29 protein-coding genes are annotated in these 26,176 nt (G+C 76.6%); 14 read left to right on the top strand and 15 right to left on the bottom strand.

What is annotated here, in order from left to right:
* Positions 1-90 precede the first annotated feature (90 nt).
* Genes ACI8AX_RS15765 through ACI8AX_RS15775 form a run of 3 tightly spaced genes read left to right on the top strand, consistent with a single transcriptional unit; the run spans position 91 to position 1,359 of the window.
* Positions 91-567 carry a methylated-DNA--[protein]-cysteine S-methyltransferase gene (locus ACI8AX_RS15765; protein ID WP_456550783.1) on the top strand — a complete coding sequence of 159 codons (477 nt, stop codon included), beginning with the start codon at positions 91-93 and terminating at the stop codon, positions 565-567.
* Positions 568-623: 56 nt separating this feature from the next.
* The gene (locus ACI8AX_RS15770) at positions 624-845 is read left to right on the top strand and encodes an RNA polymerase subunit sigma-70 (protein ID WP_456550784.1); all 222 of its coding nucleotides are present in this window, start codon (positions 624-626) and stop codon (positions 843-845) included.
* A 13-nt stretch (positions 846-858) separates the two neighbouring features.
* Positions 859-1,359, top strand: a complete 501-nt coding sequence (locus tag ACI8AX_RS15775; RefSeq protein WP_456550785.1) for a Clp protease N-terminal domain-containing protein — start codon at positions 859-861, stop codon at positions 1,357-1,359.
* A 1-nt stretch (position 1,360) separates the two neighbouring features.
* Here the strand turns inward: ACI8AX_RS15775 and ACI8AX_RS15780 are convergent, their stop codons facing one another.
* The 3 genes from ACI8AX_RS15780 to ACI8AX_RS15790 are packed head-to-tail and all read right to left on the bottom strand — an operon-like array spanning position 1,361 to position 2,909.
* Positions 1,361-1,675, bottom strand: coding sequence for an AzlD domain-containing protein (locus ACI8AX_RS15780; protein WP_456550786.1), 315 nt, complete (start codon positions 1,673-1,675; stop codon positions 1,361-1,363).
* Complete coding sequence (locus ACI8AX_RS15785) at positions 1,672-2,373, bottom strand: AzlC family ABC transporter permease (protein WP_456550787.1); 702 nt, start codon at positions 2,371-2,373, stop codon at positions 1,672-1,674. Before ACI8AX_RS15785 ends, ACI8AX_RS15780 begins: the two co-directional genes overlap by 4 nt.
* 11 nt (positions 2,374-2,384) lie before the next feature.
* On the bottom strand, positions 2,385-2,909 hold the full coding sequence (locus ACI8AX_RS15790; RefSeq protein WP_456550788.1) for an SRPBCC family protein: 525 nt from the start codon (positions 2,907-2,909) through the stop codon (positions 2,385-2,387).
* Positions 2,910-3,066: 157 nt separating this feature from the next.
* Here ACI8AX_RS15790 and ACI8AX_RS15795 point away from each other — a divergent pair, with 157 nt between their 5' ends.
* Positions 3,067-4,215 carry an Mrp/NBP35 family ATP-binding protein gene (locus ACI8AX_RS15795; RefSeq protein ID WP_456550789.1) on the top strand — a complete coding sequence of 383 codons (1,149 nt, stop codon included), beginning with the start codon at positions 3,067-3,069 and terminating at the stop codon, positions 4,213-4,215.
* 285 nt (positions 4,216-4,500) lie between these two features.
* Here ACI8AX_RS15795 and ACI8AX_RS15800 read toward each other — a convergent pair whose 3' ends face one another.
* The 4 genes from ACI8AX_RS15800 to sigE all read right to left on the bottom strand — a co-directional run bounded on the left by ACI8AX_RS15800 (position 4,501) and on the right by sigE (position 7,842).
* Positions 4,501-4,935, bottom strand: a complete 435-nt coding sequence (locus ACI8AX_RS15800) for a twin-arginine translocase TatA/TatE family subunit (protein ID WP_456550790.1) — start codon at positions 4,933-4,935, stop codon at positions 4,501-4,503.
* Positions 4,936-5,025: 90 nt separating this feature from the next.
* Positions 5,026-6,336: a S1C family serine protease gene (locus ACI8AX_RS15805; RefSeq protein ID WP_456550791.1), complete on the bottom strand. Its 1,311-nt coding sequence runs from the start codon at positions 6,334-6,336 to the stop codon at positions 5,026-5,028.
* A gap of 325 nt (positions 6,337-6,661) precedes the next feature.
* Positions 6,662-7,252, bottom strand: a complete 591-nt coding sequence (locus tag ACI8AX_RS15810) for an anti-sigma factor family protein (protein ID WP_456550792.1) — start codon at positions 7,250-7,252, stop codon at positions 6,662-6,664.
* Positions 7,249-7,842 carry an RNA polymerase sigma factor SigE gene (gene sigE, locus ACI8AX_RS15815; protein WP_456550793.1) on the bottom strand — a complete coding sequence of 198 codons (594 nt, stop codon included), beginning with the start codon at positions 7,840-7,842 and terminating at the stop codon, positions 7,249-7,251. Before sigE ends, ACI8AX_RS15810 begins: the two co-directional genes overlap by 4 nt.
* Before the next feature lie 199 nt (positions 7,843-8,041).
* On the opposite strand from sigE, the gene ACI8AX_RS15820 reads away from it, so the two are divergent.
* On the top strand, positions 8,042-8,719 hold the full coding sequence (locus tag ACI8AX_RS15820; protein ID WP_456550794.1) for an O-methyltransferase: 678 nt from the start codon (positions 8,042-8,044) through the stop codon (positions 8,717-8,719).
* An 89-nt stretch (positions 8,720-8,808) separates the two neighbouring features.
* Positions 8,809-9,621 carry a 5'/3'-nucleotidase SurE gene (locus tag ACI8AX_RS15825; protein ID WP_456550795.1) on the top strand — a complete coding sequence of 271 codons (813 nt, stop codon included), beginning with the start codon at positions 8,809-8,811 and terminating at the stop codon, positions 9,619-9,621.
* 6 nt (positions 9,622-9,627) lie between these two features.
* Here the strand turns inward: ACI8AX_RS15825 and ACI8AX_RS15830 are convergent, their stop codons facing one another.
* Positions 9,628-10,176 carry a 2'-5' RNA ligase family protein gene (locus ACI8AX_RS15830; protein ID WP_456550796.1) on the bottom strand — a complete coding sequence of 183 codons (549 nt, stop codon included), beginning with the start codon at positions 10,174-10,176 and terminating at the stop codon, positions 9,628-9,630.
* Positions 10,177-10,256: 80 nt separating this feature from the next.
* Positions 10,257-11,477 carry a glucose-1-phosphate adenylyltransferase gene (gene glgC / locus ACI8AX_RS15835; RefSeq protein WP_456550797.1) on the bottom strand — a complete coding sequence of 407 codons (1,221 nt, stop codon included), beginning with the start codon at positions 11,475-11,477 and terminating at the stop codon, positions 10,257-10,259.
* 72 nt (positions 11,478-11,549) lie between these two features.
* Here glgC and glgA point away from each other — a divergent pair, with 72 nt between their 5' ends.
* From glgA to ACI8AX_RS15865, 6 genes are all read left to right on the top strand, one after another.
* Positions 11,550-12,722, top strand: coding sequence for a glycogen synthase (gene glgA / locus ACI8AX_RS15840; RefSeq protein ID WP_456550798.1), 1,173 nt, complete (start codon positions 11,550-11,552; stop codon positions 12,720-12,722).
* Between the two features lie 47 nt (positions 12,723-12,769).
* Positions 12,770-13,978, top strand: a complete 1,209-nt coding sequence (locus ACI8AX_RS15845) for a PP2C family protein-serine/threonine phosphatase (RefSeq protein ID WP_456550799.1) — start codon at positions 12,770-12,772, stop codon at positions 13,976-13,978.
* Complete coding sequence (locus ACI8AX_RS15850; RefSeq protein ID WP_456550800.1) at positions 13,975-15,084, top strand: hypothetical protein; 1,110 nt, start codon at positions 13,975-13,977, stop codon at positions 15,082-15,084. Before ACI8AX_RS15845 ends, ACI8AX_RS15850 begins: the two co-directional genes overlap by 4 nt.
* Before the next feature lie 29 nt (positions 15,085-15,113).
* Entirely contained in the window at positions 15,114-15,857 is a 744-nt protein-coding gene (locus ACI8AX_RS15855; RefSeq protein WP_456550801.1) for a GAF domain-containing protein, read from the top strand.
* 80 nt (positions 15,858-15,937) lie between these two features.
* The gene (locus tag ACI8AX_RS15860; RefSeq protein WP_456550802.1) at positions 15,938-17,047 is read left to right on the top strand and encodes a spore photoproduct lyase family protein; all 1,110 of its coding nucleotides are present in this window, start codon (positions 15,938-15,940) and stop codon (positions 17,045-17,047) included.
* Positions 17,048-17,154: 107 nt separating this feature from the next.
* The gene (locus ACI8AX_RS15865) at positions 17,155-18,819 is read left to right on the top strand and encodes a SpoIIE family protein phosphatase (RefSeq protein ID WP_456550803.1); all 1,665 of its coding nucleotides are present in this window, start codon (positions 17,155-17,157) and stop codon (positions 18,817-18,819) included.
* Between the two features lies 1 nt (position 18,820).
* Here ACI8AX_RS15865 and ACI8AX_RS15870 read toward each other — a convergent pair whose 3' ends face one another.
* Complete coding sequence (locus tag ACI8AX_RS15870) at positions 18,821-19,504, bottom strand: DUF6766 family protein (protein ID WP_456550804.1); 684 nt, start codon at positions 19,502-19,504, stop codon at positions 18,821-18,823.
* 85 nt (positions 19,505-19,589) lie between these two features.
* A complete protein-coding gene (locus ACI8AX_RS15875; RefSeq protein WP_456550805.1) occupies positions 19,590-19,979 on the bottom strand; it encodes a hypothetical protein in 390 nt (129 codons plus the stop codon).
* 134 nt (positions 19,980-20,113) lie between these two features.
* Here ACI8AX_RS15875 and ACI8AX_RS15880 point away from each other — a divergent pair, with 134 nt between their 5' ends.
* Complete coding sequence (locus tag ACI8AX_RS15880; protein WP_456550806.1) at positions 20,114-21,616, top strand: phytoene desaturase family protein; 1,503 nt, start codon at positions 20,114-20,116, stop codon at positions 21,614-21,616.
* Positions 21,617-21,713: 97 nt separating this feature from the next.
* Positions 21,714-22,223, top strand: coding sequence for a DinB family protein (locus ACI8AX_RS15885; RefSeq protein WP_456550807.1), 510 nt, complete (start codon positions 21,714-21,716; stop codon positions 22,221-22,223).
* 6 nt (positions 22,224-22,229) lie between these two features.
* Here the strand turns inward: ACI8AX_RS15885 and ACI8AX_RS15890 are convergent, their stop codons facing one another.
* From ACI8AX_RS15890 to ACI8AX_RS15905, 4 genes are all read right to left on the bottom strand, one after another.
* Positions 22,230-23,696 (bottom strand): hypothetical protein, encoded by a 1,467-nt coding sequence (locus tag ACI8AX_RS15890; protein ID WP_456550808.1) that lies wholly within the window; start codon positions 23,694-23,696, stop codon positions 22,230-22,232.
* Complete coding sequence (locus ACI8AX_RS15895) at positions 23,697-25,265, bottom strand: leucyl aminopeptidase family protein (protein ID WP_456550809.1); 1,569 nt, start codon at positions 25,263-25,265, stop codon at positions 23,697-23,699.
* A gap of 44 nt (positions 25,266-25,309) precedes the next feature.
* Positions 25,310-25,477 (bottom strand): DUF3117 domain-containing protein, encoded by a 168-nt coding sequence (locus ACI8AX_RS15900; protein WP_081807929.1) that lies wholly within the window; start codon positions 25,475-25,477, stop codon positions 25,310-25,312.
* 118 nt (positions 25,478-25,595) lie between these two features.
* Entirely contained in the window at positions 25,596-26,162 is a 567-nt protein-coding gene (locus ACI8AX_RS15905) for a DNA-3-methyladenine glycosylase I (RefSeq protein ID WP_456550810.1), read from the bottom strand.
* Positions 26,163-26,176 lie beyond the last annotated feature (14 nt).

Raw genomic sequence — 26,176 nt, forward strand, 5'->3', positions numbered from 1 at the left:
CGGCCGGCGCCCCCGTGGCGCCGCCGGGGAGCGGGCCGGCGGCGCGCCGTCGGCGACCGGGCTGTCGGTCCCCGGCGGCAGACTGCGGCCATGCGCGCGCACGCCGTGGTGCCCTCGCCGGTCGGGCCGCTCACCGTCGTCGCCGAGGACGGCGTGCTGCTGCGGCTGTACCTCGAGCCGCCCGGGCCGGCCGCCGAGCTCGGTCCCCGCGACGACGCCGCCCTCGCCGGCGTGGCCGGGCAGCTCGGCGAGTACTTTGGCGGCGAGCGGGAGACCTTCGAGATCCCCCTGCGGCCGGTGGGGAGCACGTTCGAGCTCGCGGTGTGGGAGCAGCTGACCCTCATCCCCTACGGCGAGACCCGCTCCTACGGCCAGGTCGCGCGGGCGGTCGGTGAACCGGGCGGCGCGCAGGCGGTCGGGCTGGCCTGCGGGCGCAACCCGCTGGCCGTCGTCGTCCCCTGCCACCGGGTGGTGGGGGCGGACGGCGCCCTGGTCGGCTTCGGTGGCGGGCTGCCCCGGAAGCGGTTCCTGCTGGACCTCGAGCAGCGAGACACCCGGCTCTTCTGAGCCCGCGTCATCAACTCCTGTTGACGCCGTCACCGCATCAACATAGGTTGATGGGCGTGGTCGACCTCCCGTCCGTGCCCGCCCCGGAGGACCCCGAGGCGGCGCTCGCCGCCGTCGTGGCGCTCCGCCGGCTCGCGGCCCGGCTGGAGGTGGAGGCGGTGACCGAGGCCGTCGAGCGGGGCTGGACGTGGGCCCAGGTCGGCGAGGCCCTCGGGATCAGCGCCCAGGCCGCGCACAAGAAGCTGGCCGCCGAGGTCCGCGCACGGCGCGGACGCTGACGAGGAGACGTCGATGGGTCTGGTCCGGGCGATCCGGGACATCCGCACGATGAAGCGCCTGCTGCCGGGAGCGGAGGCGGAGGCGCGGCGGGCCGGGGACAACGTCCCCGGCCCCGAGCACCTGCTGCTGTCGGCGACCGCGCTCCCCGACGGGACGGCGGCCTGCGCGCTGGCCCGCGTGGGCACCGACGCCGCGTCGCTGCGGGCCGCCGTGGCCGCCGCCCACGACGAGGCCCTGACCCACCTCGGGCTGGACGCCGCGGCAGCGCCGGCCACCGCCCTGGCCGCCCCGCCGGCCGGGCCGCTGCGCACCGGTCCGCAGGCCCAGCAGGTGTTCCGGCGTGCGGTCGAGCTCTCCCGGTCCGCGTCGCCGGCCGGGCTGCGCGGCGCCCACGTGGTCGCGGCGGTGGCCGAGCTCGAGCGGGGCACCGCCGTCCGGGCGCTGCGCCGGCTGGGCGTGACGCCGGAGCAGCTGCGCGCGGCCGCGCGGGCCGAGGCCGGCCTGCCGGACTGACTCAGGCGAGCACGTGCACCAGCGCCCCCGCGGCGCCGGCGAGCACGAGCACCACGATGAACGGCGCCCGCAGCGCCAGGGCCAGCGCGGCGACGGCCAGCCCCACCAGCCGGCCGTCGACCACGAGTTCCTGGCCGGAGGTGAGCGCCTGCACCGCGACGAGCGCGGCCAGCAGCGCCGCCGGCACAAAGTCCACGACCCGGGCGACCCACGGCTGCTCCACCCAGCGCGCGGGCACCGAGAGCCCGGCGAGCTTGAGCAGGTAGCAACCCAGCGAGGCGCCCAGCACCAGCGTCCACAGCGTCCCGTCGCTCACGCCGCGGCCTCCCCGGACCGCGCTCGGGGCCGGCCGGCCAGCGCGACGGCGACGACCGCGGCGATCACCTGCACGCCCGCGGGCACGAACGGCGTGAGCGCCAGCGCGACCACCGCCCCGGCCAGCGCCACCCGGCGCTGCACGGCGGGCTCGGCGGAGCCCGTGCGCAGCCGCGGCCACAGCAGCGCGAGGAACGCGGCGGGGACGACGGCGTCGAGCGCCGCCTGCGCGGTGTCCCCCAGGGCCGCCGAGCCCAGCGCACCCACGACCGTGGTGGCGTTCCACAGCAGGTAGACGCTCGCGCCGGTGGCGAGGAACCCGACGCGGGCCAGCCGCCGCTCGGGGGCCGAGACCGCCATCGCCGTCGTCTCGTCGATGACCCAGTGCGCGGTGCCCACCCGGCTCAGCACGCCCCGCGGCCGCAGCAGCGGCACCAGCCGCACGCCGTACACGGTGTTGCGGGTGCCCAGCAGCAGGGCGCTGCCCGCGGCGGCCAGCGCGCTGCCGCCGGCGCCGAGGACGCCGACCAGCGCGAACTGCGAGGCGCCGGTGAACATCAGCAGCGACAGCGCCGCCGCCTGCCACGCGTCCAGCCCGGCCGCCGCGGCCGCCGCGCCGAAGGCGACGCCGTACAGGCCGACCGCCACCCCCAGCCCGATGGCGTCGCGGAGGACGGCGGAGCGGGCGGCGTCGGGCACGTCTGCCGAGGCTAGGCGGCGCCCGTCCCTCCCCCACCGCGGGCCCGCCGGCGGCGCACCGTGCGGTCGAGGATGCCCAGCGTCCCCTTGAGCGCGGACTCCGGGACGATCGGGAAGGTCAGGAACGCCCGGTAGTCCTCGCGCAGGTTCGACCAGTCGTAGTACGAGGTGACCCGGGTGCCGCCGTCGACCGGCTCGAGCCGGTAGCCGTACACGTGCCGCAGCGGGGGCCGCACCGTGCCCTCGATGGTCCAGGCGATCTCGCGGTCGGCCTCGTAGGCGGTGATCACCACCTCGACGTCGTACTGCCCCATCGGGAGGTCGCCCAGCGCCTCGCGGTCCATGTGCACGAGGAACCGGTCGCCGACGGCCGAGACCGGCTCCCCCTCGGCGTCCATGAGCATCCCGGAGGCGTCGATGTCGACGTGCCCCTGCGGGTCGCGGAGCACGGCGAACACCTCCGCGGGCGGAGCCGGGACGAACCGGGTCACCTCGATCCGCTCGGCGTCCTGCGGTGCCTCGTCGACGCTGCTCATGCCCCGAGCATGGCAGCCGGCTGAGCAGCAGATCACCCCGGCGATGGACGGCCCGCCCGGCGCGCCGCCGTACAGTGGCTGCAGACCCGTGTGCGCAGGTCGCGCCCAGGCCCGGAGTGCCGGAACGGGTCCCCCCTCGAAGGAGACACACATCCCGATGTCCGACACCCTGACCGGCTCACCGGCGCTCGACGCGGTCAACGCCGCTCTGGCCACCGTCCAGGACCCGGAGATCAACCGGCCCCTCACCGAGCTCGGCATGGTCAAGGACGTGCAGATCGGCGCCGACGGCGCCGTCCGCGTCGACGTCTACCTGACCGTCGCCGGCTGCCCCATGCGCCAGACCATCACCGACCGGGTGACCCAGGCCGTGTCCGCCGTGGCCGGCGTGACCTCGGTGCAGGTGGAGCTCGACGTGATGAGCGACGAGCAGCGCGCCGAGCTGCGCCGCACCGTCCGCGGCGACTCCGCCGACCCGGTCATCCCCTTCGCCCAGCCGGGCTCGCTGACCCGCGTCTACGCGGTGGCGTCCGGCAAGGGCGGCGTCGGCAAGTCCAGCGTGACCGTCAACCTGGCCGCGGCGCTGGCCAAGCGCGGCCTGTCGGTCGGCGTGGTGGACGCCGACATCTACGGCCACTCGGTGCCGCGCATGCTCGGCGTCGACGACAAGCCCACGCAGGTCGACAACATGATCATGCCGCCGCAGTCCTACGGCGTGAAGGTCATCTCGATCGGCATGTTCACCCCGGGCAACACCCCGGTCGTGTGGCGCGGGCCGATGCTGCACCGCGCGCTGCAGCAGTTCCTGGCCGACGTGTGGTGGGGCGACCTCGACGTCCTGCTCATGGACCTGCCGCCCGGCACCGGCGACGTCGCCATCTCGGTGGCCCAGCTCGTGCCCAACGCCGAGATCCTCGTGGTCACGACGCCGCAGCTGGCCGCCGCCGAGGTGGCCGAGCGCGCCGGCGCCATCGCCACGCAGACCCACCAGCAGGTGGTCGGCGTCGTGGAGAACATGTCCTGGCTGGACCTCCCCGACGGCTCCCGCATGGAGGTCTTCGGCTCCGGCGGCGGCGAGGCGGTCTCCGACGCGCTGACCCGGACGCTGGGCGCGCGGGTGCCGCTGCTGGGCCAGATCCCGCTCGACACCCGGCTGCGCGAGGCCGGCGACAGCGGCGCGCCGATCGTGCTCGCCGAGCCGGAGTCGGCCGCGGCGCAGGCGCTGAGCAAGGTCGCCGACGCGCTCGCCGTCCGCCAGCGCGGCCTGTCGGGCATGTCCCTGGGGCTCACCCCGGTCAAGCACTGAGCTGACACCCGAGAGGCCGTGATCCCGCCCGGGATCACGGCCTCTCGGCGTCTTCGCGGGCATCCTCCCGACCTCGCGGGCGCTACAGCACCCGCAACGTGCGGAGAACGCCCGCGTCGTGGAGCCGGGGACGGCCTGGTGGGTGAGAAGACCGAGCCGGGGACGCGCACCTGCGGTTGCCGGGTCCGGGGACGGGCCCGGAGGGTCCTCACCGGACGCGACGGCGGAGCTCAGCTCAGCAGGGGGACGGCACCTGGCCGCGGTGTCGGCCGGTGGGCCGGCAGGTCACGTCGCGTCGATGTCGAACGGGGGCGGGGTGCCGGCGTCCCGAGGGCGGGCGGCGGCCCGGCGGGCGGCCAAGGCGCCGGCGGCGGGCGCCGCACCGGCGGCGGTGGCCCCGGCGGTCTCCCGGGCCAGGCCGCCCGAGCCGTTGCCGTTGGCGGTGCCGCGGCGCACCGGCGGGCCGTCGTCGTCACCGAGCAGCTGCTCGCGGATGAACGTCTTGGGGTGGTACTTGCGCAGGTCGAGGTCGCGCAGCCCGGCCAGGTCCTCCCCGAGGGACTCGTCCACCTGGGCGCGCACGCCGGTGATCGCCCCGCGCAGCCGCTTGAGCCCCGCGGCCGCGTCCTTGGCCAGGTGCGGCAGCCGCTCGGGCCCGAAGATGAACAACGCGGCCAACGCGAGGACGACGATCTCGCCCCAGCCGATCGAGTCGAACACCGCTGCTCCCGTCCTGCCGCGCCCCGCGGACCGTCTCCCAGCGTAGGTCAGCCGGCCACGGCTGTGGCCCCCTCGATCAGGGGTCCTCGGTCACGCCTGACCGAGGGTGGCCTGGACCGTCGTCGAGGCGTCCCCGCCACGCACGTACTCGATGGAGACCGTCTCGCCGGGGGCGTGCGCGTCGATCGCGACGACGAGCTCCTCCGAGCTGCCGACCCGCTGACCGTCGACGGCGATGATCACGTCCTGCTCCCGCAGGCCCGCGTTCGCGCCGGGGCCGTCGGGCTCGACGTTGACCACGAGCGCGCCGTCGCGGGTGCCGTCGGTGACCGACCGGGCGGCCACGCCCAGCGAGGCGTGCACCGCCTCCCCGCTGGAGATCAGCTGCTCGGCGATGTCCCGGGCCCGGTCGATCGGGATGGCGAAGCCCAGGCCCACGCTGCCGCCGCCGAGCGAGGCGATGGCGGTGTTGATGCCGATCACGGCACCGGTGGCGTCCACCAGGGCGCCGCCGGAGTTGCCCGGGTTGATCGGCGCGTCGGTCTGCACCGCGCTGATGACGGCGTTGGTGTCGCTGCCCTCGCCGGACAGCCGCACCGGCCGGTCCAGCGCGCTGACGATGCCGGAGGTGACCGTGCCGGCCAGGCCGAGCGGCGAGCCGATGGCCACCACCGGGTCGCCGACCACGAGGTCGTCGACGGTGCCCAGCGAGGCCTCGAGCAGCCCCGGCTTCTCGACCTTGATGACGGCGATGTCGCTGGCCGGGTCGCGGCCGACGATCCGGGCCTCGGACCCGCTGCCGTCGGAGAACACCGCCCGGATCTCGGCGTCGTCGTTGCCGTCGGCGCCGGAGATCACGTGGTTGTTGGTGACGATGTAGCCGTTCTCGCCGTCGACGACGACACCCGACCCGGTCGCGCCGGCGTCCCCGAGCCGCACCTCGATGGAGACCACCGCGGGCGTGACCGCCTCGGCGATCTCGGCGATCGAGCCGGGCTCCCGGACGACGCCCTCGTTGGTCTCCGACAGCTGCGTGTCGGGGGTCAGCAGCGGCGACTCGTCGGCCGTGCGGGTCAGCCAGTAGCCCAGGCTGCCGCCGACGGCGCCCACGAGCAGCACCGCGAGCAGGGCGAGCACCGACAGCCGCACCGACAGGTCGCGGACGCGGAGCCGCTTGCGGCCCTTCGCGTCGACGACGACCGGGCCCTCCTGCTCGTCCTCCTCCTCGAAGACGGCCGGGCCGGCCAGGCCGGCGGGCGAGTGCGGATCCCGCCAGGGGTCGCTGCGGGCGTCGGGCTTCCACCACGGGCCGGCCGAGGTGCGCTTGCGACCCGGGCGTCCGCCGGGCGGCTCCTGCAGGCCCCGCCGGTCGGTGCCGGGAGGGGCGAACGCCCGCAGCACCGCCTCGGGCGGCGGGGGCGTGACCGGCCGCGGCGGCGGGGTGGGGCGGTCACCGGCGAAGGTGCCGCTGACCGTGGCCGGGCGCCCGAACGCCGAGCTCAGCGCCGGGCTCGGCGGGGCGGCCGGCGAACCGGCCGGCCGCGGACGCGCGGGCGGCGGGTCGAAGCCGCCCTCGCGGCCGGCGGGCCGGGCGAACAGCTCGTCGGAGGACCCGTCGGCGGCGGGACGGTCGTCCCCGCCGGCGGACGGCGGTGTCTCGGGCAGCGGGTCCTCCCCCGGGCGCAGGGCGGTCAGGCGCGGTCGGTGGTCACGGGTGACGCGGCGATCACGGGGAGGTGCGCGTGCCGGCCGGGACGGCGACGACGGCCTGGGCCCCGCCGTTCACGGCCCGCACGACCGGGGGCACGACCTCGCTGTCCTCGCCGCCGGCCCGCGAGTCGGCCACCGAGGAGGCGGGCGCCGGCGGGTCACCGGGCGCGGGCAGGCTGAGCGCGAGCGCGGTGACGCCGATGCCGAGGCCGGCGAGGGTCCCCGCCACGCCGCGGCGCAGCCAGCGCGCGTGACCGGGCCGCGCGGCCGCGGCCGGCTCCGGGTCCAGCGGCACCGACCAGCTGCCCCGCCCGTCGCGGACGGTGAGCTGGCCGGGACCGGCGCTCAGCACGCCGGGCCCGCCGGAGCCGGGCACGTCGGCGGTGAAGGGGATCGCGCACAGCCGGCTGAGCAGGTCCCCGGGGACGGCGACGTCGGTGGCGCGGTGCAGCGCCTCCTTGGCCTCCCGCTGCGCCTGCACGGCCATCCGGCAGGAACCGCAGCCGGCGAGGTGGCGGGCGGCGCGGGCGGCCGGCCCGCTGGCGAGCTCGCCGTCGACCAGCGCCGCGATCGCCTCCTGGGCGAGGTGGCTCTCCGGGAGGCTCATCCCTCCCCCTCCCCGGCGGAGACGGCCTCGGCACGCCGCGGGGCGAGGTGCGCCAGCGCCTGGCGCAGCTGCACGCGGCCGCGGTGGATGCGGCTGCGGACGGTGCCGAGCTTGATGCCCAGGGTCGCCGCGATCTCCTCGTAGGTGAGGCCCTCGATGTCGCACAGGACGACGGCCACGCGGAACTCCGGCGCCAGGGCGTCGAGCGCCGCCTGCACCTGCGGGTCCAGGTGGGTGTCGGCGTAGACCTGCTCGGGGCTGGGCGCCGTGCCCGGCAGCCGCTCGGTGTCCTCGGGGAGGGCGTCGAAGCGGATCCGCTGCCGACGCCGGACCATGTCGAGGAACAGGTTGGTCGTGATGCGGTGCAGCCAGCCCTCGAAGGTGCCGGGCGAGAAGTCGGCCAGCGACCGGAAGACCCGGACGAACGTCTCCTGGGTCAGGTCCTCGGCGTCCTGCGCGTTGCCCGACAGGCGGTAGGCCAGGCGGTAGACCCGCGCCGAGTGCTCGCGGACGACCTGCTCCCACGTTGGGGCGACCCAGGCCGCGGGCGCAGCCGGCTGGTCCTCGGTCGCGGCGGCGGGGTCGGTCACGGAGCCAGGATCGCAGACACCGGGCCCGCCCACCGGCTCGGGACCGGCGGGTCTGCCCACGACGGGGGTACTGGCGGCTCTGCTGGGGCGCACGGAACGTCCAACGGGCGGCCGGCGAACGGGTGTTCCCGTTCACAGGCAGTTCACAGCCTGCGCCGCCCGCCCGCCGTGGCGGTCCCGCCACTACCCTCGCCCGGTGATGAGCGACCGGGGACGGCCGTCGGTCGGCGGCGAGGGGGACCCGGGCAACGGGGACCCCGGCCGGGCGTACGCCGACCGGTTCGCGGCCGAGCCGCCGGCCCTCGCGGCGGCCCGCACCCGCGCCGCGCACCTCGCCGGGCCGCCGCCGGTCACCCCCGCGGTGGGTGCCACGCTCGCCGTCCTGGCCGCCGGGGCCGGTGCCCGGGCGGTGGTCGCCGTCGGCAGCGGCGGCGGGGTCAGCGGGCTGTGGCTGCTGCAGGGCATGCGCCGCGACGGCGTCCTCACCTGCCTGGACGTCGACGCCGAGCACCAGCGGGCCGCGCGGCGGGCCTTCGCCGACGCCGGACACCCGCAGGGCCGCACGCGGATGATCTTCGGCACGCCGGCCGAGGTGCTGCCCCGCCTCTCCCCCGGCGCGTACGACGTCGTCGCCTGCTCGACCGCGCCGACCGACTACGCCGCCGACCTCGCCGGGCTGGTCGGGCTGCTGCGCCCGGGCGGGCTGCTGGTCTGCTCCGGCCTCCTCGAGGGCGGCCGCATCGCCGACCGCTCCGCCCGCGACCCCGAGACGGTGGCCTGGCGGGACGTCGCCCGCCGCGTGCGCGAGGACGAGCGGCTGACCTCCGCCGTGCTGCCGGTCGGCACCGGCCTGCTGGTGGCCAGCACCGCCCGCTGAGGACACGCGCCGCGGGCCGTGCCGCGGTCGTGGACCTCGGGCGGTCCAGCCGCCACACTCCAGCGGCCGCCGAGCCCGAGGAGAGTCCCGTGCGCCGCACCGTCCCCGCCCGCTGCGCCGCGACCGTCCTCGTGGCCGCGACGACGGTCCTCGGCGGCTGCACCTCCGTGGTCGACGGGCGGGCCACGCCGTCCGCCGCGGCGCCGGGCACGCTGAACGTCCTGCTCGCCAACGACGACGGCATCGCCAACCCGGCGATCGACGTGCTGCTGGCCCTGCTGCTCGAGCAGCCCGGGATCGAGGTCACCGTGGTGGCCCCCGACCGCCAGCGCAGCGGCAGCTCCGACGCCCTCACCGACGGCGAGCTCACCTACCAGCGCGCCCGCACCCCGGCCGGGGTCCTGGGGTGGTCCCAGGACGGCTATCCCGGCGACGCCGTGGTGGTCGCCCTCGACGGGCTGCACCTCGACCCGGACCTCGTCGTCTCCGGCATCAACCCCGGGCCGAACGTCGGGCCGTTCGCCGCCGAGTCGGGCACGGTCGGCATCGGGCGGACGGCGATCCGGCGTGGGGTCCCGGCGCTGGCCGTGAGCGCGGGCGCCGAGCTCGACCCGGAGCAGTTCGCGTTCGCCGCCGGCCTGGCGCTGGACTGGATCACCGCCCACCGCGACGCCCTGCTGGCCGGGACGGAGCAGACCGACACGGTCACGAGCATCAACGTCCCCGCCTGCCCGGTGGCGGCCATGGGCGAGCTGCTGGTGACCGAGCTGGCCGACCGCTTCCCGGCCGGTGCCGACCCGTTCACCTCCGACTGCGACCTCGCCGATCCCGCTCCGGACGACGACTACGAGGCGCTGGTCGCCGGCTACCCCTCGGTCGCGCAGGTGCCGGCCGACCTCTGACCCGGCTCAGCGGAACGGGTGCTCGGCGACCGGCTCCCACGGGCCGCCGAGGTAGCGCCACAGCCCGAGCCCCCGCGCGGGCACGGTCTCCGGCACGAAGGCGGCGGCGAGGTCGGCGTGCAGCGCCCGGGCGACCGCCGGGTCGACCTTGTTCTGCACCGTCACGTGCGGGGCGTGCCGCTGCCGGTCCTGCGGCGTCAGCCACGGCTCCCAGCCGGCGGCCAGGCCCTCCCGCAGCCGCGCCAGCTCCGCCGAGGCCAGGGTGTAGGCGACGCCGCGGCCCAGCGAGCGCACCCCGGTGACCTCGACGTCGAACGGCGGCCGGGCCGCGGCCGCGGCGAGGTCGGCGTCCACCCGGCTCAGGTGCTCGCCGGGCAGGGCGTGGAACAGCGTCACGTGCGCGGCCAGTCGGAACACCCCTTCCCCCCCACCACTCGCGAGCTCGCGGCGGGCCCCTGGAAGGGGCCGGGCTGGGAAGTGCGCCGCCCGCAGCCGGTCGAACCGCCGCTGCGCCTCCTCGGCCAGCAGCAGCGTGACGACCAGCGGCTGGGACATCGCGCCCCTCGAGTCGGTCGGCCCCGCCCGGAGGCTCGCCCCGAGCTGGCGAGGGGTGTGGGGGGCGGGGTCCTCCGACTTCACGTGATGGCGCGGGCGCCCTTGCCGAGCACGGTCACCCCGCCGACGCTGACGTGGTAGCGCTGCCGGTCGGCCTCGAGGTCGACGCCGATCCGCGTCCACGGCGGCACGACGACGTTCTTGTCCAGGATCGCCCGGCGCACATAGGCGCCCTCCCCGATCTGGACGCCGTCCATCAGCACGCTGTCCTCGACCCGGGCCCCGCGGTCGATCCGCACGCCGGGCGAGACCACCGAGTGGTGCACCGAGCCGCCGCCGATGATCGCGCCGGCGCTGACCATCGACTCCTCCGCGCGCCCGCCGAGCACGAACTTCGCCGGCGGCAGCTGCGGCGGCAGGGTGAGGATCGGCCACCGGTCGTTGTAGAGGTTGAACACCGGCGTCACCGACACCAGGTCCATGTGCGCGTCGAAGTAGCTGTCGATGGTCCCGACGTCGCGCCAGTAGCCGTGGTCGCGCTCGGTGGCCCCGGGGACGACGTTGGTCGAGAAGTCGTAGACCCACGCCTCCCCGGCGTCGGCGAGCATCGGCATGATCGAGCCGCCCATGTCGTGCACCGAGTGCGGGTCCTCCGCGTCGGCCCGCAGCGCCTCGAGCAGCGCGTCGGTGCTGAAGACGTAGTTCCCCATCGAGGCGAAGCTCTCCTCGGGGGAGTCGGGCAGCCCGGGCGGGTCCTGCGGCTTCTCCAGGAACCCGCGCACCCGGCCGTCGGCGTCGGCGTCGATGACCCCGAACTCGGTGGCCTCGCTGCGCGGCACGCGCAGCCCGGCGATCGTCACCCCGGCACCGGTCTGCAGGTGCTGGTCGATCATCTGCCCCGGGTCCATCCGGTACACGTGGTCGGCGCCGAAGACGACGACGACGTCGGGCCGGGCGTCGTAGATCAGGTTCAGGCTCTGGAAGATCGCGTCGGCGCTGCCCATGTACCAGCGCGGGCCGAGCCGCTGCTGCGCCGGCACCGGGGTGACGTAGTTCCCGAGCAGCTGGGACATCCGCCAGGTCGTGGTGATGTGCCGGTCCAGGCTGTGGCTCTTGTACTGGGTGAGGACGGCGATCTGCCGGATCTCGCCGTTCACCAGGTTGGACAGCACGAAGTCGATGAGGCGGTAGTTGCCGCCGAAGGGCACCGCCGGCTTCGCCCGGTCCTGGGTGAGCGGGGCCAGGCGCTTGCCCTCACCACCGGCCAGGACGATGCCGAGGACTCGAGGACCGCCACGCATGCGAGGACCGTAGCCCGTGGGCGGGGTGCTGAACCCCCGATCCCCGGAGGGACCGCCCCCTAGGGTGACGGCGTGCGCATCGGCATCGTGACCAGGGAGTGGCCGCCGGACGTCTACGGCGGCGCCGGAGTGCACGTCGAGCACCTCGTGGCGGCCCTGCGCTCGTTGCCGGCCGGACCGGAGATCGACGTGCACTGCTTCGGCGCGGCCCGCGCCGACGCGGTGGCCCACGCCGTCCCCGCGGGGCTCGTCGCCGCGAACGGCGCCCTGCAGGCGCTGGGCACGGACGTGGAGATCGCCGCGGCGCTCGCGGGCGCCGACCTGGTGCACAGCCACACCTGGTACGCCAACGGCGCCGGGATGCTCGCGGCGCTGGTGCACGGGACGCCGCACGTGGTGACCGCGCACTCCCTGGAGCCGCGCCGGCCGTGGAAGGCCGAGCAGCTCGGCGGTGGCTACCGGCTGTCGTCCTGGGTGGAGCGCAGCGCCTACCTGTCGGCCGACGCGGTCGTCGCGGTCAGCGCCGGCATGCGCGACGACGTCCTCGCCGTCTACCCCGAGCTGGACCCGGCGCGGGTGCACGTGGTGCACAACGGCGTCGACGCCGAGGCCTACCGGCCGGTGCCGGCCCCCGACGTCGTCCGCTCCCTCGGCGTGGACCCCGACCGGCCCTACGCGCTGTTCGTCGGCCGGATCACCCGGCAGAAGGGGCTGGCCCACCTGCTGGCCGCGGCCGAGCTGCTGCCCGCCGAGGCGGGGCTGGTGCTGTGCGCCGGCGCCGCCGACACCCCGGCGGAGCGGCAGCAGGTGGCCGACGCGGTCGCCGCGCTCCAGGCCCGCCGCAGCGGCGTGGTCTGGATCGAGGCCATGCTCCCCCGCGAGCAGCTGGTCCCGCTGATCACCGGCGCGACCGTCTTCGTGTGCCCGTCGGTGTACGAGCCGCTGGGCATCGTCAACCTCGAGGCCGCCGCGTGCGGCACCGCCGTGGTGGCCAGCGCGGTGGGCGGCATCCCGGAGGTGGTGGCCGACGGCCGCACCGGGCTGCTGGTCCCGTACGACCCGGCCGACCCCGCCGCGTTCGAGGCCGGGCTGGCCGCGCGGGTCGCCGAGCTGCTCGCCGACCCGGCCCGCGCCGCCGCGATGGGCGCCGCCGGGCGGGAGCGCGTGCTGTCGGAGTTCGGGTGGCCGGCGGTGGCGCAGCAGACGGTCGGCGTCTACTCCGCGGTGCTCGACGCCCGGGGGTGACCGCCTCGCCGGGCCGGCCGCGGCGCTCGATGCGATCATGGCCCGTCGTGAGCACCCCGACGTCCGCACCCGGGAACGACCCGGTGCGGTCGCTGCTGCTGGCGTCGCACCACCTGCCCGCCGCCCGCCTGGGCACCGCGGTGGCCGAGCACGCCAGAGCGCTGGGTGCCCGGGAGGCGGTCGTCTACCTCGCCGACTACGCCCAGCACCTGCTGGTGCCGCTGTCCGGGGAGGGGGTCCCCGAGCGGCCCGAGGTGACGATCGACGGCTCGACCGCCGGCCGCGCCTTCCGCCGGGTCGAGGTCGTGCGCTCCCCCGGCACCGAGGGGCCGGCCCGGCTGTGGGTCCCGCTGCTCGACGGCGCGGAGCGGATCGGCGTCCTGGAGCTCGTGGTGGACGGCCCCGCGGTGGAGGACCTCGACCACGAGGCCCGGGTGTTCGCCTCGCTGGTCGCCGAGCTCACCGTCACCCGCGACGCGTACAGCGACGCCTTCTCCCGGCTGCGCCGCCGGCGACCGCTGGGCCTGGCCGCGGAGATCCAGTGGGACCTGCTGCCCCCGCTCACCTACGCCAGCGACCGGGTGGTGATCACCGGGGCGCTCGAGCCGGCCTACGACATCGGCGGCGACACCTTCGACTACGCGGCCAACGACCCCCTCGTCGACTTCATGGTCCTCGACGCGGTGGGCCACGGGCTGCCCGCGGCCCTGCTGTCCACCGCCGCGGTCGGCGCCTACCGGCACGGCCGGCGCAACGGCCTGCCGCTGCCCGAGCTGGCCGCCGCGATGGACGCCGTGATCGCCGGCCAGTTCACCGCCAGCCAGTTCGCCACCGCCGCGCTGGCCCGCCTCGACAAGCGCAGCGGCCTCCTGGAGTGGGTCAACTGCGGTCACCCGGACCCGCTGGTGGTCCGCGACGGCTCGCTCGTCCACCCGCCGTCCTGCCCGCCGGCGCGGCCGCTGGGACTGCAGGACGGGCCCCCGGACCTGTGCTCCACGCAGCTGCGCCCCGGGGACCGGGTGGTCCTCTACACCGACGGCGTCGTCGAGGCGCGGTCGCCGTCGGGCGAGTTCTTCGGCGAGGAGCGGCTGGCCGACCTGGTCATCCGGGCCGCGCGGGCCGGAGAGGCGCCGCCGGAGACCATGCGCCGGCTGATGGGCAGCGTGATGCAGCACCAGGACGGGCAGCTCCAGGACGACGCCAGCATCGTCCTGGTCGAGTGGCGCACCGGCGCCGAGGACACGCTGGTCCTGTGAGCGCCCTCGAGGAGGACGCCGGCCGGGCGTCCGGTCCGTCCGCGCTGCCCGACGTCGTCGTCGGGCTGGTCGCCGCGCCCGGCGCCGCGGCGGAGCTGGCGACCCGGCTGGCGCCCGAGCTGACCGCCGAGCTGGCGGCGCAGCACCCGGAGGTCCGCTGGGACGTCCGCGCCGTCGAGGACGGGCTGGTCCAGCCGCCCGCCGACGACGACGAGATCGTCGCCGCGACCCGGGCCCGGCTGCTCGCCGAGGACTGGGACCTCGCCGTCGCGCTGACCGACGTGCCGCTGGAGGTCTCGCGGCGGCCGGTGGTCGGCTCGGCCAGCCCGCTGCACGGGGTCGCCCTGATCTCGCTGCCCGCGCTCGGCGCCGTCGGGCGGCACCGCCGGGCGCTGCAGACCGCCGTCGGCCTGGTCCGCTCCCTGCTCGGCACCGGCGACGGCAGCGCGACCGGTGAGGTCGACGCCGACGACCGGGCCGCGCTGGGCCGGCGGCTGCGGCAGCTGGCCGACGACGCCGACGGGGACGAGGGGATGCGGTTCACCGCCCGGGTGCTCAGCGGGAACCTGCGGCTGCTCGTCGGGATGGTGCGGGCCAACCGGCCCTGGCGGCTGGCGATCCGGCTCTCCCGGGCGCTGACCGCCGCCGTCGCCGCCGGGGTGTTCGCGCTGATCACCAGCGACATCTGGCGGCTGGCCGACTCCTTCGGCTGGGTCCGGCTGACCGTGGTCGCGCTCGGCTCGGTCGCGGCCGTCGTCGTCACGCTCGTGGTGGGTGCGCAGCTGTGGGAGCGGCCGCGCGGGCGGCGGGTGCGCAAGCAGGTCCTGCTGTTCAACGTGGCGACCTCCGCGACGGTCGTCATCGGCGTCCTGTCCCTGTACGCCGTCCTGTTCCTGCTGGCGCTCGCCGGCGGGCTGCTGCTGGTGGTCGAACCGCTGTTCTCCGAGGGCCTGGGGCACGACGCGCATCTGTCGGACTACCTGGAGCTCGCGTGGCTCACCTGCTCGCTGGCCACGGTCGGCGGGGCGCTCGGGGCGGGGCTGGAGTCCGACGACGCGGTCCGCGAGGCCGCCTACACGTACCGGTCCGGCCACACCCAGGAGTGACCCGGGCCGCGATCGGGCACCCCACCGGGATGCCATCCATCGCGGAGCGCTTCGGCGCGGCGCTCGAGCGGGCCGAGCAGCCGGGCCTGGCCGGCCCGGAGCTGCTGCCCGTGCGCCTCATGCGGGCCTGCGCGCAGACCCTGCCGGTGGACGGCGCCGGGCTCAGCGTCGAGGACGGCTCCGGGCGCCGGCTGCCCCTCGGCGCGAGCTCGGACGACGCCGCCACGGCCGAGCGCCTGCAGTTCACCGTCGGCACCGGCCCCTGCCTGGCCGCCCACCTCGGCGGCGAGCCGGTGTTCGCCATGGCCGACGACCTGCGCCGGCGCTGGCTGCCCTTCGCCGAGCTCCTGTTCAGCCGCACGCCCTACTGCGGGGTGGTGGCCCTGCCCCTGCCGCTGTCGCTGGCCGGCAACATCGCCATCGACCTCTACTTCACCGACGAGTCCGCCGTCCCGCGGCTGCCGGTCTTCGAGGCGATGGCGGTCGGCGCCCTGGTCACCTCCGCGCTCAGCGAGGCCGCCGTCTGGTCGGACTGGGAGCCGGCGCACGGCCCCGAGTGGCTGCGCACCCCGGCCGCCCGGCGCCGGTCGCTGGTGTGGGAGGCGCTGGGCCAGCTCAGCGTCGCCCACGCCACCGACACCCGCGGCGCCCTCGACCTGCTGCGGGCCGCGGCCTACGCCAGCGGCCGGCCGGTCGACGACATCGCCGCCGACCTGCTCTCCGGCTCCCTGCGACCGACCGCGCTGGGGCGTCCCGACGACGCGGACGACTGACCGTCCATTCCCGTGCGCGGTGTGCCGATCCGCGCAGCCCCGTGCGGAACAGCCGCCGTCCCGGCACCGCTGTACCGCTCGTGGAGACCGCCACCCCGTCGTCGCCCGCCCACCTTCCCCGCCCGACCTCCCCGACCCGCCTGCTCGACGTCCGCCAGATCTACGCCGAGCCCGCCGCCCTCGACTCCGCCCGCGGCCGCGAGGTCCTCGAGCGCTTCCCCGGCGCCGAGGTGGTCGAGGTGCCCTCGCACTGGCAGATCCCCGAGCTGCACGGCAACGCCGGCAACGTCGACCGCTGGGTGCGGGTGAAGACCGAGACGCTGGTCCTCGGCGTCAAGAAGTCGCTGTCGGCCCGCCCGAACAGCCGGTCGTCGAACTGGATCGCCCCGTCGACGGCGAACGGCTGCGCGATGGCCTGCGCCTACTGCTACGTGCCCCGGCGCAAGGGCTACGCCAACCCGATCACCGTCTTCACCAACATCGAGCAGATCACCGGATACCTGCGCCGGCACGTCGCCCGGCAGGGCCCCAAGACCGAGCCGGACCAGTGCGACCCGGAGTCGTGGGTCTACGACATCGGGGAGAACAGCGACTGCTCGGTCGACGCGCTGGTCAGCGACAACGTCGCCGACCTCGTCGCCACCTTCCGCGAGCTGCCCACGGCCAAGGCCTCCTTCGCCACCAAGCACGTCAACCGGCAGCTGCTCGACCTCGACCCGCAGGGCCGCACCCGCGTCCGGTTCTCCCTCATGCCCGACGCCGACTCCAAGGTGGTCGACGTCCGCACCAGCCGGATCGCCGAGCGCATCGCCGCCGTCGACGACTTCGTGGCCGCCGGCTACGAGGTGCACCTCAACCTCTCCCCCGTCGTGCTGCGCGAGGGCTGGGAGGCCGACTGGGCCGAGCTGCTGCGGCGGCTCGACGACGAGCTCGGGCCCGCCGCCAAGGCGCAGGCCGCGGCCGAGGTGATCATGCTGACCCACAACCGCGACCTGCACGAGGTCAACCTCGGCTGGCACCCCAGGGCCGAGGACCTGCTGTGGCGCCCGGACCTGCAGCAGCCCAAGCGCAGCCAGAACGGGCAGTGGAACGTGCGCTACCGCAACGGCGTGAAGCGGGAGGGCGTCGAGCGCCTGCAGGAGCTCATCGCCCACCACGCGCCCTGGCTGCGCGTGCGGTACGCGTTCTGAGCGCCGACCCGGTCGACGCGGCGGCCGGCGGGGCGGGACCGTCCGGTGCCGGTACGGGCATGTGCGACCCTGGGGCGACAGCACAGGGCCGTCAGCGGGGAGGCACGGTGCTCGAGACCTCCGCCGGCGTGCCCGCCGCGGCGCTGCTGGCCTCCCTCCCGGACACCGTGGTCGTCGCCGACGGCGCGGGCCGGATCGCCTACGTCAACGCAGCGGTCTCCGGTCTGCTGGGCCACCGGCCGGAGAGCCTCGTCGGCCGGTCGCTGACGGTCCTCATGCCCGAGCGCTACCGGAACGGGCACGGTGAGGGCTTCGCGCGCTTCCGCCGGACCGGCGAGGGCAAGCTGGTCGGCTCGACCACGCGGGTGCCCGCGCTGCACGCCGGCGGCCGGGAGATCCCGATCGACCTGACCCTGTCGAGGTTGACGCCCGGCGCGACCGACGACCCCGACGGCGCCGTCGTCGTCGCCGTGTTGCGCGACGCGAGCGCCACGATCCTGCTCGAGCGCCAGCTGCAGGTGAGCCGGTACCTGGCGGCGACGCTCCGGGTCACCGCGGCGCTGACCGAGGCCCCCGACGCCGACGTCGCCTTCCAGCGGCTGCTGCCCAGCCTCTGCGCCGAGCTGGACTGGGACTGCGCGACCTTCTGGGCGCCCGACCCGACCGGCCAGCGGCTGACCTACGGCGGCATCTGGGCGATCCCGGGCGTGGACGTGGCCGCCCTCCACGCGGCCAAGCTGCCGCTGACCTTCCTCCGCGGGCAGGGGCTGCCCGGCCTGACCTGGCGCCGGCAGGCGCCCGTCGCGATCGAGGACCTGCAGGCGGCGCCCCCGACCCACGGCGCCACCGCCGCGCGTGCGGCCGGCTTCCGCACCGGCGTCGCGTTCCCGGTGCTGCGCGGCGGCACGCTGCTGGGCGTCTGCGAGCTGTTCACCCGCGAGCCCCGCCCGGTGCCCCCGGAGCTGCTGGACGTCCTCGCCCACGCCGGCCGGCAGATCGGCCAGTTCCTCGGCCGGCTGCGCGCCGAGTCGGAGGTCCGCGACCTCGCCGACACCCTCCAGCGCAGCCTGCTCCCCTCCACGCTGCCGACCGTGCCCGGCCTCGAGCTGGCCGCCGAGTACCGGCCCGGCGGCGGGTCCGCGCTCGTCGGCGGGGACACCTACGACGTCGTCCCGCTGCCCGACGGGCGCTGGATGGTGCTGATCGCCGACGTCTGCGGCACCGGCGCGGAGGCCGCGGCCGTGACCGCGCTGACCCGGCACACCGCCCGCGCGGCCGCGGCGAGCTCCGGCGACCCGGCCGAGGTGCTCGCCGCCGTCTCGGCCGCGCTGGTGCACGAGCAGGGCGCGGGCCCGCTCCGGTTCGTCACCGCGGTCTGCCTGGTGCTGGAGACCGGCGACGGCCCAGTGCACGGCCGGATCGCCGTCGCCGGGCACCCGCGGCCGCTGCTGCGCCGTGCCGGGGGGTGGGAGGAGGTCGGCGTGGTCGGCCGGCCCCTGGGCGTGGGCGACGGCGCCGGCTTCACGTCGGTGCCGTTGGAGCTGGGACCCGGCTCCTCGCTGGTGCTCTACACCGACGGAGTCACCGAGTCGCGTGACGCCGACGGCGTGCAGTTCGGCGAGGACGGGCTGGTCCGCCTGCTGACCCGGCCCGGCCCGCACTCGGCCGCCTGCATCGCCGGGACGATCGCCACCGCGGTGGCCGACCGGGCCGCCGGCTCGCGGTTCGAGGCCGACGACCTCGCGGTCCTGGCGATCACCGTCCCCGCCTGACTCACCCGGTCGCGCCCGTGTCGGCGTGCGCGGCCCCGACCGGCTTGGACTCCGGGGACCCGCGCTGACGCAGGTAGACGGAGAACACCACCATCGAGCCCACGGCGAGCATCTCCGACTGCCAGTTCTGGAAGGACCGGTTCCAGAAGTCCGCCTCCCCGAGGTAGCCCAGCCAGCTCTCGGGGTCCTGCTCCTCGGCCAGCTGCTCGCTGTTGTACGCGGCCCAGCCGGCCACCGAGGACGCCGCCCAGGTGAGCAGGAAGAGCGCGCCCATCACCAGCCCGAGCGACCGGGAGAACAGCGTCGTCCGCCAGCCGCCGGCACGCACCCACGCCGGGGACCAGCGGTGGGCGTGCTCGCCCACCAGCTGCTCGCGATCGGACTCCATGCCCTCGTCCCCGGGCTCCTTCGACTCCGGGGACCCGCGCTGGACCAGCCACACCGTGGCGAAGATGTAGAGGAAGAACTGCAGGTACTCCGACTGCCAGTTCTCCATGACGTCGACCCCGAAGGACGACGAGGTGACGTAGTCCAGGAGGGAGACCGGCTCGCGGCCGTTGGTCACCTGCTGGTCGTTGTACTGCGCGGTCCCGGCGATCGCCTGGCCCACCAGCGTCACGACGAAGAGCCCGCCGAAGGCCAGGCCGAGGGCGTTGTCCCTCACGAAGCCGCGCTCCTCGGTCATCGCCCCATCAGCCCCAGCAGGGTGACGTAGGCGATCCCGAGCAGGATCACCGTCAGGTAGGCGACGTACAGCCGGTGCACACCCCTCACGGCCCCTCCACCTCGCAGTCGTACGGCGCCTCCCCGCGCGGTTCGCAGGCGGCGGCGGAGACGCGCCAGCCGTCGGGGGTCTCGGTGAGGAACAGCGTGTCCTCGCTCGTGCGCACCTGGGCGTCGCCGCCCCAGACCTCCACCGACTCGACGGTGCCGGCGGCCAGGGGCAGGTCGCCGATGACCTCCGGGCACGGCGCGGACCCGCCGGACTCCAGCGCCGCCCGGGTGGCCTCGGCGAGCAGGTCGCACCGCTCCACCGGGTCCCCGCCGGGATCGGCGAAGGCCGTGGCGACGTCCTCCACCTCGGGCTCCTGCATGCCGGCGCACCCGCTCAGCGCGGCGGCCGCGACGACGGCCGCGGCGCCGGTCCTCGTCCGGATCACCACGTCAGTCCCTCCCCCCGGGCACTGCGCCGTCGGGCTGGGCTCACCCGGTGTCCCGCCGCTACCCGGACCACTTCACAGGTGAAACGACCCGTCCCCCGAACGGGTCCGTCCCGGCGCCTACCGTGGCGGCCGTGGCGCGGGTTGCGGTGGTGGGCGCCGGACTGGGTGGCCTGGCGGCCGCGGCCCGGCTGGCGGCCCTGGGGCACGAGGTCACCGTGCTCGAGCGGGGGTCCGCGGTGGGCGGCAAGCTGGGCTGGTACGCCCGGGACGGGTACGCCTTCGACACCGGACCCAGCCTGGTCACGCTGCCGCAGGTGTACCGCGACCTCTTCTCCGCCACCGGCGCGCCGCTGGACGAGTCGGTCGACCTCGTCCGGCTCGACCCCGCGGTGGCCTACCGCTTCGCCGACGGCACCCGCCTGGCGCTGCCCGGCACCGCCGGCGAGGTCCCCGGGGCGCTGGACGCGGCACTCGGGACGGGCGCCGGCGCGCAGTGGGCCGGGCTCCTGACCCGCGCCGCCCGGATGTGGGAGGTCACCGAGCAGCCGTTCCTGCGCTCGCCCCTGGCCGGCGCCGCCACGCTGGCGCGGCTGGCTCGCAGCGGCCGCGACGTCGTGACCGTGGCGCCGTGGCGCACCCTGCGCGGGCTGGGCCGGTCGCACCTGCGCGACCCCCGGCTGCGCGTGCTGCTCGACCGCTACGCCACCTACTCCGGCTCCGACCCGCGCCGGGCGCCCGCGGTGCTGGCCACCGTGCCGTACGCCGAGCAGGCCTTCGGCTCCTGGTACGTCCGCGGCGGCCTGCACCGGCTGGCCGTGGCCGTGGCCGACCGCGCGGCGCAGCGCGGGGCCCGCCTTCGCACCGGGGCCGCGGTCGAGCGGGTGCTGGTCGAGGGCGGCCGGACGGCGGGGGTGCGGCTGGCCGGTGGCGAGGTGGTGCGCGCCGACGTCGTCGTCTCCGGGGCCGACGCCGCCGCGCTGTACCGGGACCTGCTCCCCCCGTCCCCGCCCACCCGGCCGGTGCGCCGTGCCCTGGCCCGCAGCACGCCGTCCCTGTCCGGGTTCGTGCTGCTGCTGGCGCTGCGCGGCCGCACGCCGGGGCTCGCCCACCACACGGTGCTGTTCCCCGGCGACTACGACGCCGAGTTCGACGCGGTGTTCGGGGTCGGCCGGCACCGGGGCGCCCCCCGGCCGGTCGAGGACCCGACGGTGTACGTCAGCGCGCCCGACGACCCCGCGACCCGCCCGGACGACGACTCCGAGTCGTGGTTCGTGCTGGTCAACGCCCCGCGGCACGACCCGGCCGCGGGCGTCGACTGGGACTCCCCCGGGCTGGCCGACCGCTACGCCGACGAGGTGCTGCAGGTGATGGCCCGGCGGGGGCTGGACGTGCGCGACCGCGTCCGGTGGCGCGTCGTCCGCACGCCTGCCGACCTCGAGCGGGAGACCGGCAGCGTCGGCGGCTCGATCTACGGCACGTCGAGCAACGGCGCCCGCGCGGCGTTCCTGCGGCCGGGCAACCGCGGGCCGGTGCCGGGCCTGTTCCTCGTGGGCGGCTCGGCCCACCCCGGCGGCGGGCTGCCGCTGGTGACGCTGTCGGCCGAGATCGTGGCCGGCCTCGTCGGCCCGGCCTGAGAGCGCTTCGCGCGCGAAATGCTCCCCGCACTCGGCACACACGGCGCCGGCACGGCCGGGGTGCGCGGTGTCAGCGGCGGGTGCGAGGGTCGCCGTCGTGCGCACCGACCCGCCGGAGAACGCGTCCGAGACCGCCCAGCTGACCGGCTTCCTCGCCTACCAGCGGGAGACGCTGCTGCTGAAGACCGAGGGGCTCTCGCGCGAGCAGCTGGGCCGGACGCTGCCCCCGTCGTCGCTGACGCTGGCCGGGCTGCTGTACCACCTGGCGCTGGTCGAGGAGTCGTGGTCGGTGGAGGACTTCAGCGGCCGGCCGGTGCCCGAGCCGTGGGCCGGGGTCGACTGGGGCGCGACCCCGGACTGGGAGTTCGCGGCCGCGCGGGAGCTCGAGCCCGAGGAGCTGCGCGAGCGCTACCGCCTGGCCTGCCGGCGCACCGACGAGGTGGTCGCCGCGACCGGTGACCTGGAGGCGCTGTCGGCGACCCCGCTGCGCGACGGCGGGCGGTTCAGCCTGCGCTGGATGCTGCTGCACCTGGTCGAGGAGACCGCGCGGCACAACGGCCACGCCGACCTGCTCCGGGAGGCGGTCGACGGCACCACCGGCGAGTGAGCCGGCTCAGCCCCGGGCCGCACCCAGACCGAGGACGGCGGCGAGCCCGAGCGCGCTGCGCGGCGCGTACGCCGTCCGCCACAGCCCGCCGTGCACGGCGGCGTGCGCCTCGTCCTGCCACGGGTGCTCGTGCCGCGGCCCGCCGCCGGTGTGCAGGTCGTGCACCAGCAGCGCGGCCATGAGGACGTTCGACGTGGCCGGCTCGAACACCTCGACGCCGAATCGGTGGGCACCGGCGTAGGCCGCGGCCAGCGCCCGGTTCTTCACCACCGACCGGGTGCGGGTCGGCGGCGCGACGTTCATCGAGACCGTGGTGCCGGCCGCCCGGGCGGTCGTCGCCCGCCAGCGTTGCAGCCGCTTGGCCAGCGCGTAGTTGGGGCCCTGCTGCGGGACCAGGCTGTCGTTGACGCCCGGGTCCGCGCCGGGCACGTAGCCGCGCTGCAGCAGCCGGCCCGCGGTGACCGTGCGCAGCGGGCGGACCAGCAGCTTCGCCGTCCGGGACCGGCCGGTGTAGGCGCGCACGGAGTGCTCCACGGCCTCGGGCGGGACGGCGAAGACGTCGGTCGGCGTGGCGAGGAAGGCCAGCGCCAGGCCCGGGTGCTCCTGCTGGAGGCGCAGGGTCAGCGCGTCGACGGCGGTGGAGACCCGGACGTTGTCGGCACCGTCGGCGTAGACGTAGTTGCCCAGCACCAGGTCACCGGGCAGGCCGGCCGCCCACTCGGCGACGGCGGGCACGTCGCCGACCAGGTCGACGCCGGCGGCCGGAGCGAGGTCGGCGTCGTCCGCGCCGTCGCCGACCGGGACGAGCAGGCTCCCGGCGCCGCGGCCGGCGGTCTCCAGCACCCGGCGCCACAGCGGGGCACGCGGCAGGTCGACCCCGGCCACCCGGGCGCCCCAGCGCAGCAGCGCGGTCAGCGGCCCCATCTCCGCGCCGGCCCCCAGCACGACGACGGTCCGGCCGGGGAGCGCCAGCCACTCGGGGTGGGCGGCGACGGTGCGGACCGCCTCGGCGGCCGAGGGCTCCATCGCGCCGCAGGCCACCCAGGCGTCGAGCCGGCGGGCCAGGTCGTCGCCCCGGAGGCGGCCGCCGCGGAACGGCAGGGACAGCTCGCGCTCGGGCTCCGCGCCGCCGGACACCGCGACGGTCCGCAGCGCCCGCTGCGCCGGCGCGGTGCGCAGGGTGGCCAGTGGCCGTTCCTCGCCGTCGGCCAGGACGCGCATGCGGTCGTGCAGCGAGGTCAGGCCCGCCGCGGCGACGGTGCGGGCCGCCGGCGCGTCCCCGAGGCCGGCCTCGACGAGGCGGCGGAAGTGCACGAGGTAGCCGGCGCGCCAGTTGGTCTCCTGCTCGGCGGCGCGGGCGCCGGGCGGGTCGACGGGGCGCAGCGCGTCGGCGACGACCGCCCGGCCCACGGCGGCGGTGCTGCGCCGGCCGTCGGGTCCGGCGGGGAAGACGACGCCGCTGTCGTCGGCCATTCAGTCCACTCCCGTCGGGATCGGGTCGACCGGGGCGCCGGCCTCGAGCCAGCGGAGCAGCAGGCGGGCGCCGTAGCCGGTGCCGCCCTTGACCACCTCGGCGTCGTCGGAGCCGGCGCGGGCGGGCCCGGCGATGTCCAGGTGCGCCCACGGCAGGTCGCCGGCGAAGGGCCGGAGGAACAGCGCCGCGGTGGTGCCGCCGGGGTTGCCGGGCGCGTTGTTGGCGTCGGCGACGGGGCTCTCCAGCGCCTCGGCGTACTCCTCGCCCAGCGGCATCCGCCAGACGCGCTCGCCGGCGTGACCGGCCGCGGTCGCGAGCGCACCGGCGAGGCCGTCGGTGGTGGCGTACAGCCCCGCCGTCCGGGCGCCGAGGGCGGTCTTCATCGCGCCGGTGAGGGTGGCGACGTCGACGAGCACCGTGGCCCCCAGCTCCAGCCGGGCGTGGGCGAGCGCGTCGGCGAGCACCATGCGGCCCTCGGCGTCGGTGTTGCGCACCTCGGTGGTCCGGCCGCCGACGTGCCGGACGACGTCGCCGGGCCGGTAGGAGGACCCGGAGACGGCGTTCTCCGCCGCCGGGACGACGGCGGTCACGGCCCCCGGGAGCTCCAGCCGGGCCGCGGCGTCGAGCGCGGCCAGGACGGCGGCGCCGCCGGCCATGTCGGTCTTCATCTCGCGCATGCCCGCGTTCGTCTTGATCGACAGGCCCCCGGTGTCGAAGGTGATGCCCTTGCCGACCAGGACCGGGTGCGCGCCGGGGGCGCCCGGCGGGCGGTACGTGGCGACCACGACGCGGGGCGGGGCGGCCGAGCCGCCGCCGACCGCGAGGACGCCGCCGAAGCCACCGGCGCGCAGCTCGTCGGGGCCCAGCACGGTGACGGTGACGTGCGGGAGCCCGGCGAGGCGCTGCCGGGCCTGGGCGGCGAGCCACGCCGGGCTCTTGGTGTTGCCGGGGGTGTTGACCAGGTCGCGGGCCCACGCCACCGCCTCCGCGGTGACCCGCCCGGCGCGGGCGGCGGCGGCCACGGCCGGGTCCCCGGCGGCGGCGGCGACCACGGTCACCTCGGCCAGCCGGGGCGGGTGCGGCCTGCTGGTGTCGCGGAAGCGGTAGCCGGCCAGGACGACGGCCTCGACCGCGGCCCGCACCTCGTCGGCGCCGGCCGGGGCCGGCCCGTCCAGCGGCAGGACGAGCCGCCGGGCACCGTGCTCGGCGAGCATCTGCGCGCGGCGCACGGCGGTGGCCACGTAGGAGCGCAGGTCGGGCAGCGTCCCGGCGCCGAGACCGACGGCGACGACGCTGCGCGGGTGCCGCCCGGGCACCGGCAGGTTGGTGGTCTTCCCGGTCGAGCCGTTGTTGCCGGTGTCGCGCAGGGCGCCGGCCAGCAGCTCGGCGGGCACGGGCGCGGCCCGGCCCGGCTCCGGCGCGGTCAGCCAGGCCGGGAGGGCACCGCGGGCCCCGACCGGCACGGCGAGGACGTCGTCCTCCCCGAGGGCGGGGACGGCGCGGAGGAGGTCGACCCGTGGGAACGGCGCGGCCCCGGTCGCCGGCGTGCTGCCGTCGGCCGGGGCCACGTCGTCCGGTGCGGGGCTGCCCGTGGGCAGGCTCGCCGCGGCGATCAGCTGGTCGCGCCCTTCAGGGCCTCCGAGAGCGCCGTCGCCTCGTCGGGCGACAGCTCGACGACGAGACGCCCGCCGCCCTCGAGCGGTACGCGCATGACCAGGCCGCGCCCCTCCTTGGTGACCTCCAGGGGACCTTCACCCGTGCGCGGCTTCATGGCCGCCATGCGTGCCTCCTTCGCCGGCCACCCGTCCCCTCTGTGGCGACGGTGTGGCTCCTCCCAGTGCAGTGAGCTGTGCCCATGATCCCGTATCCCGCCCACGAGACCAACACGGGGACGCCGTTCAGGTGACCGCCCGGAAACAGGTGGCCACGTGGTCGTCCACCATCCCGGTCGCCTGCATCAGCGCGTAGGCCGTCGTCGGGCCGACGAAGGCGAAGCCGCGCCGCTTGAGCTCCTTGGCCATGGCGACCGACTCGGGGCTCGTGGCGGGCACGTCGGCCAGGGTCGCCGGCCGCGCCCGGGGGCCGGTCGGCGCGAAGGACCACAGCAGCTCGGACAGGCCCCCGGGGAGCTGCTGGGCGGCGCGGGCGTTGGCGATCGCGGCGTCCACCTTCGCGCGGTTACGCACGATGCTGGCGTCGGCCAGCAGCCGGGCCCGGTCCTCCTCGGTGAACCCGGCCACCGCGTCGATCGAGAAGCCCGCGAAGGCGGCGCGGAACGCCGGCCGCTTGCGCAGGATCGTCAGCCACGACAGGCCCGACTGGAACGCCTCGAGGGTGAGCCGCTCGAACAGGGCGTCGTCCCCGCGCAGCGGCACCCCCCACTCCTCGTCGTGGTAGGTCACGTACTCGGGCGCGCTGTCGCCCCATGCACATCGGGTGAGCTCGGCGCCTCGGCTGCGGTCCACCCGCGCAAGCTAGC

This window comes from Blastococcus sp. SYSU D00813 (assembly GCF_054050735.1).

Excerpts from the sequence above, each read along its gene's own strand:
- ACI8AX_RS15765 (WP_456550783.1), top strand. The coding sequence starts at position 91 with ATGCGCGCGCACGCCGTGGTGCCCTCGCCGGTCGGGCCGCTCACCGTC.
- ACI8AX_RS15775 (WP_456550785.1), top strand. The coding sequence starts at position 859 with ATGGGTCTGGTCCGGGCGATCCGGGACATCCGCACGATGAAGCGCCTG.
- ACI8AX_RS15790 (WP_456550788.1), bottom strand. The coding sequence starts at position 2,909 with ATGAGCAGCGTCGACGAGGCACCGCAGGACGCCGAGCGGATCGAGGTG.
- ACI8AX_RS15795 (WP_456550789.1), top strand. The coding sequence starts at position 3,067 with ATGTCCGACACCCTGACCGGCTCACCGGCGCTCGACGCGGTCAACGCC.
- ACI8AX_RS15810 (WP_456550792.1), bottom strand. The coding sequence starts at position 7,252 with ATGAGCCTCCCGGAGAGCCACCTCGCCCAGGAGGCGATCGCGGCGCTG.
- ACI8AX_RS15820 (WP_456550794.1), top strand. The coding sequence starts at position 8,042 with ATGAGCGACCGGGGACGGCCGTCGGTCGGCGGCGAGGGGGACCCGGGC.
- ACI8AX_RS15830 (WP_456550796.1), bottom strand. The coding sequence starts at position 10,176 with ATGTCCCAGCCGCTGGTCGTCACGCTGCTGCTGGCCGAGGAGGCGCAG.
- glgC (WP_456550797.1), bottom strand. The coding sequence starts at position 11,477 with ATGCGTGGCGGTCCTCGAGTCCTCGGCATCGTCCTGGCCGGTGGTGAG.
- ACI8AX_RS15855 (WP_456550801.1), top strand. The coding sequence starts at position 15,114 with ATGCCATCCATCGCGGAGCGCTTCGGCGCGGCGCTCGAGCGGGCCGAG.
- ACI8AX_RS15870 (WP_456550804.1), bottom strand. The coding sequence starts at position 19,504 with ATGACCGAGGAGCGCGGCTTCGTGAGGGACAACGCCCTCGGCCTGGCC.
- ACI8AX_RS15890 (WP_456550808.1), bottom strand. The coding sequence starts at position 23,696 with ATGGCCGACGACAGCGGCGTCGTCTTCCCCGCCGGACCCGACGGCCGG.
- ACI8AX_RS15900 (WP_081807929.1), bottom strand. The coding sequence starts at position 25,477 with ATGGCGGCCATGAAGCCGCGCACGGGTGAAGGTCCCCTGGAGGTCACC.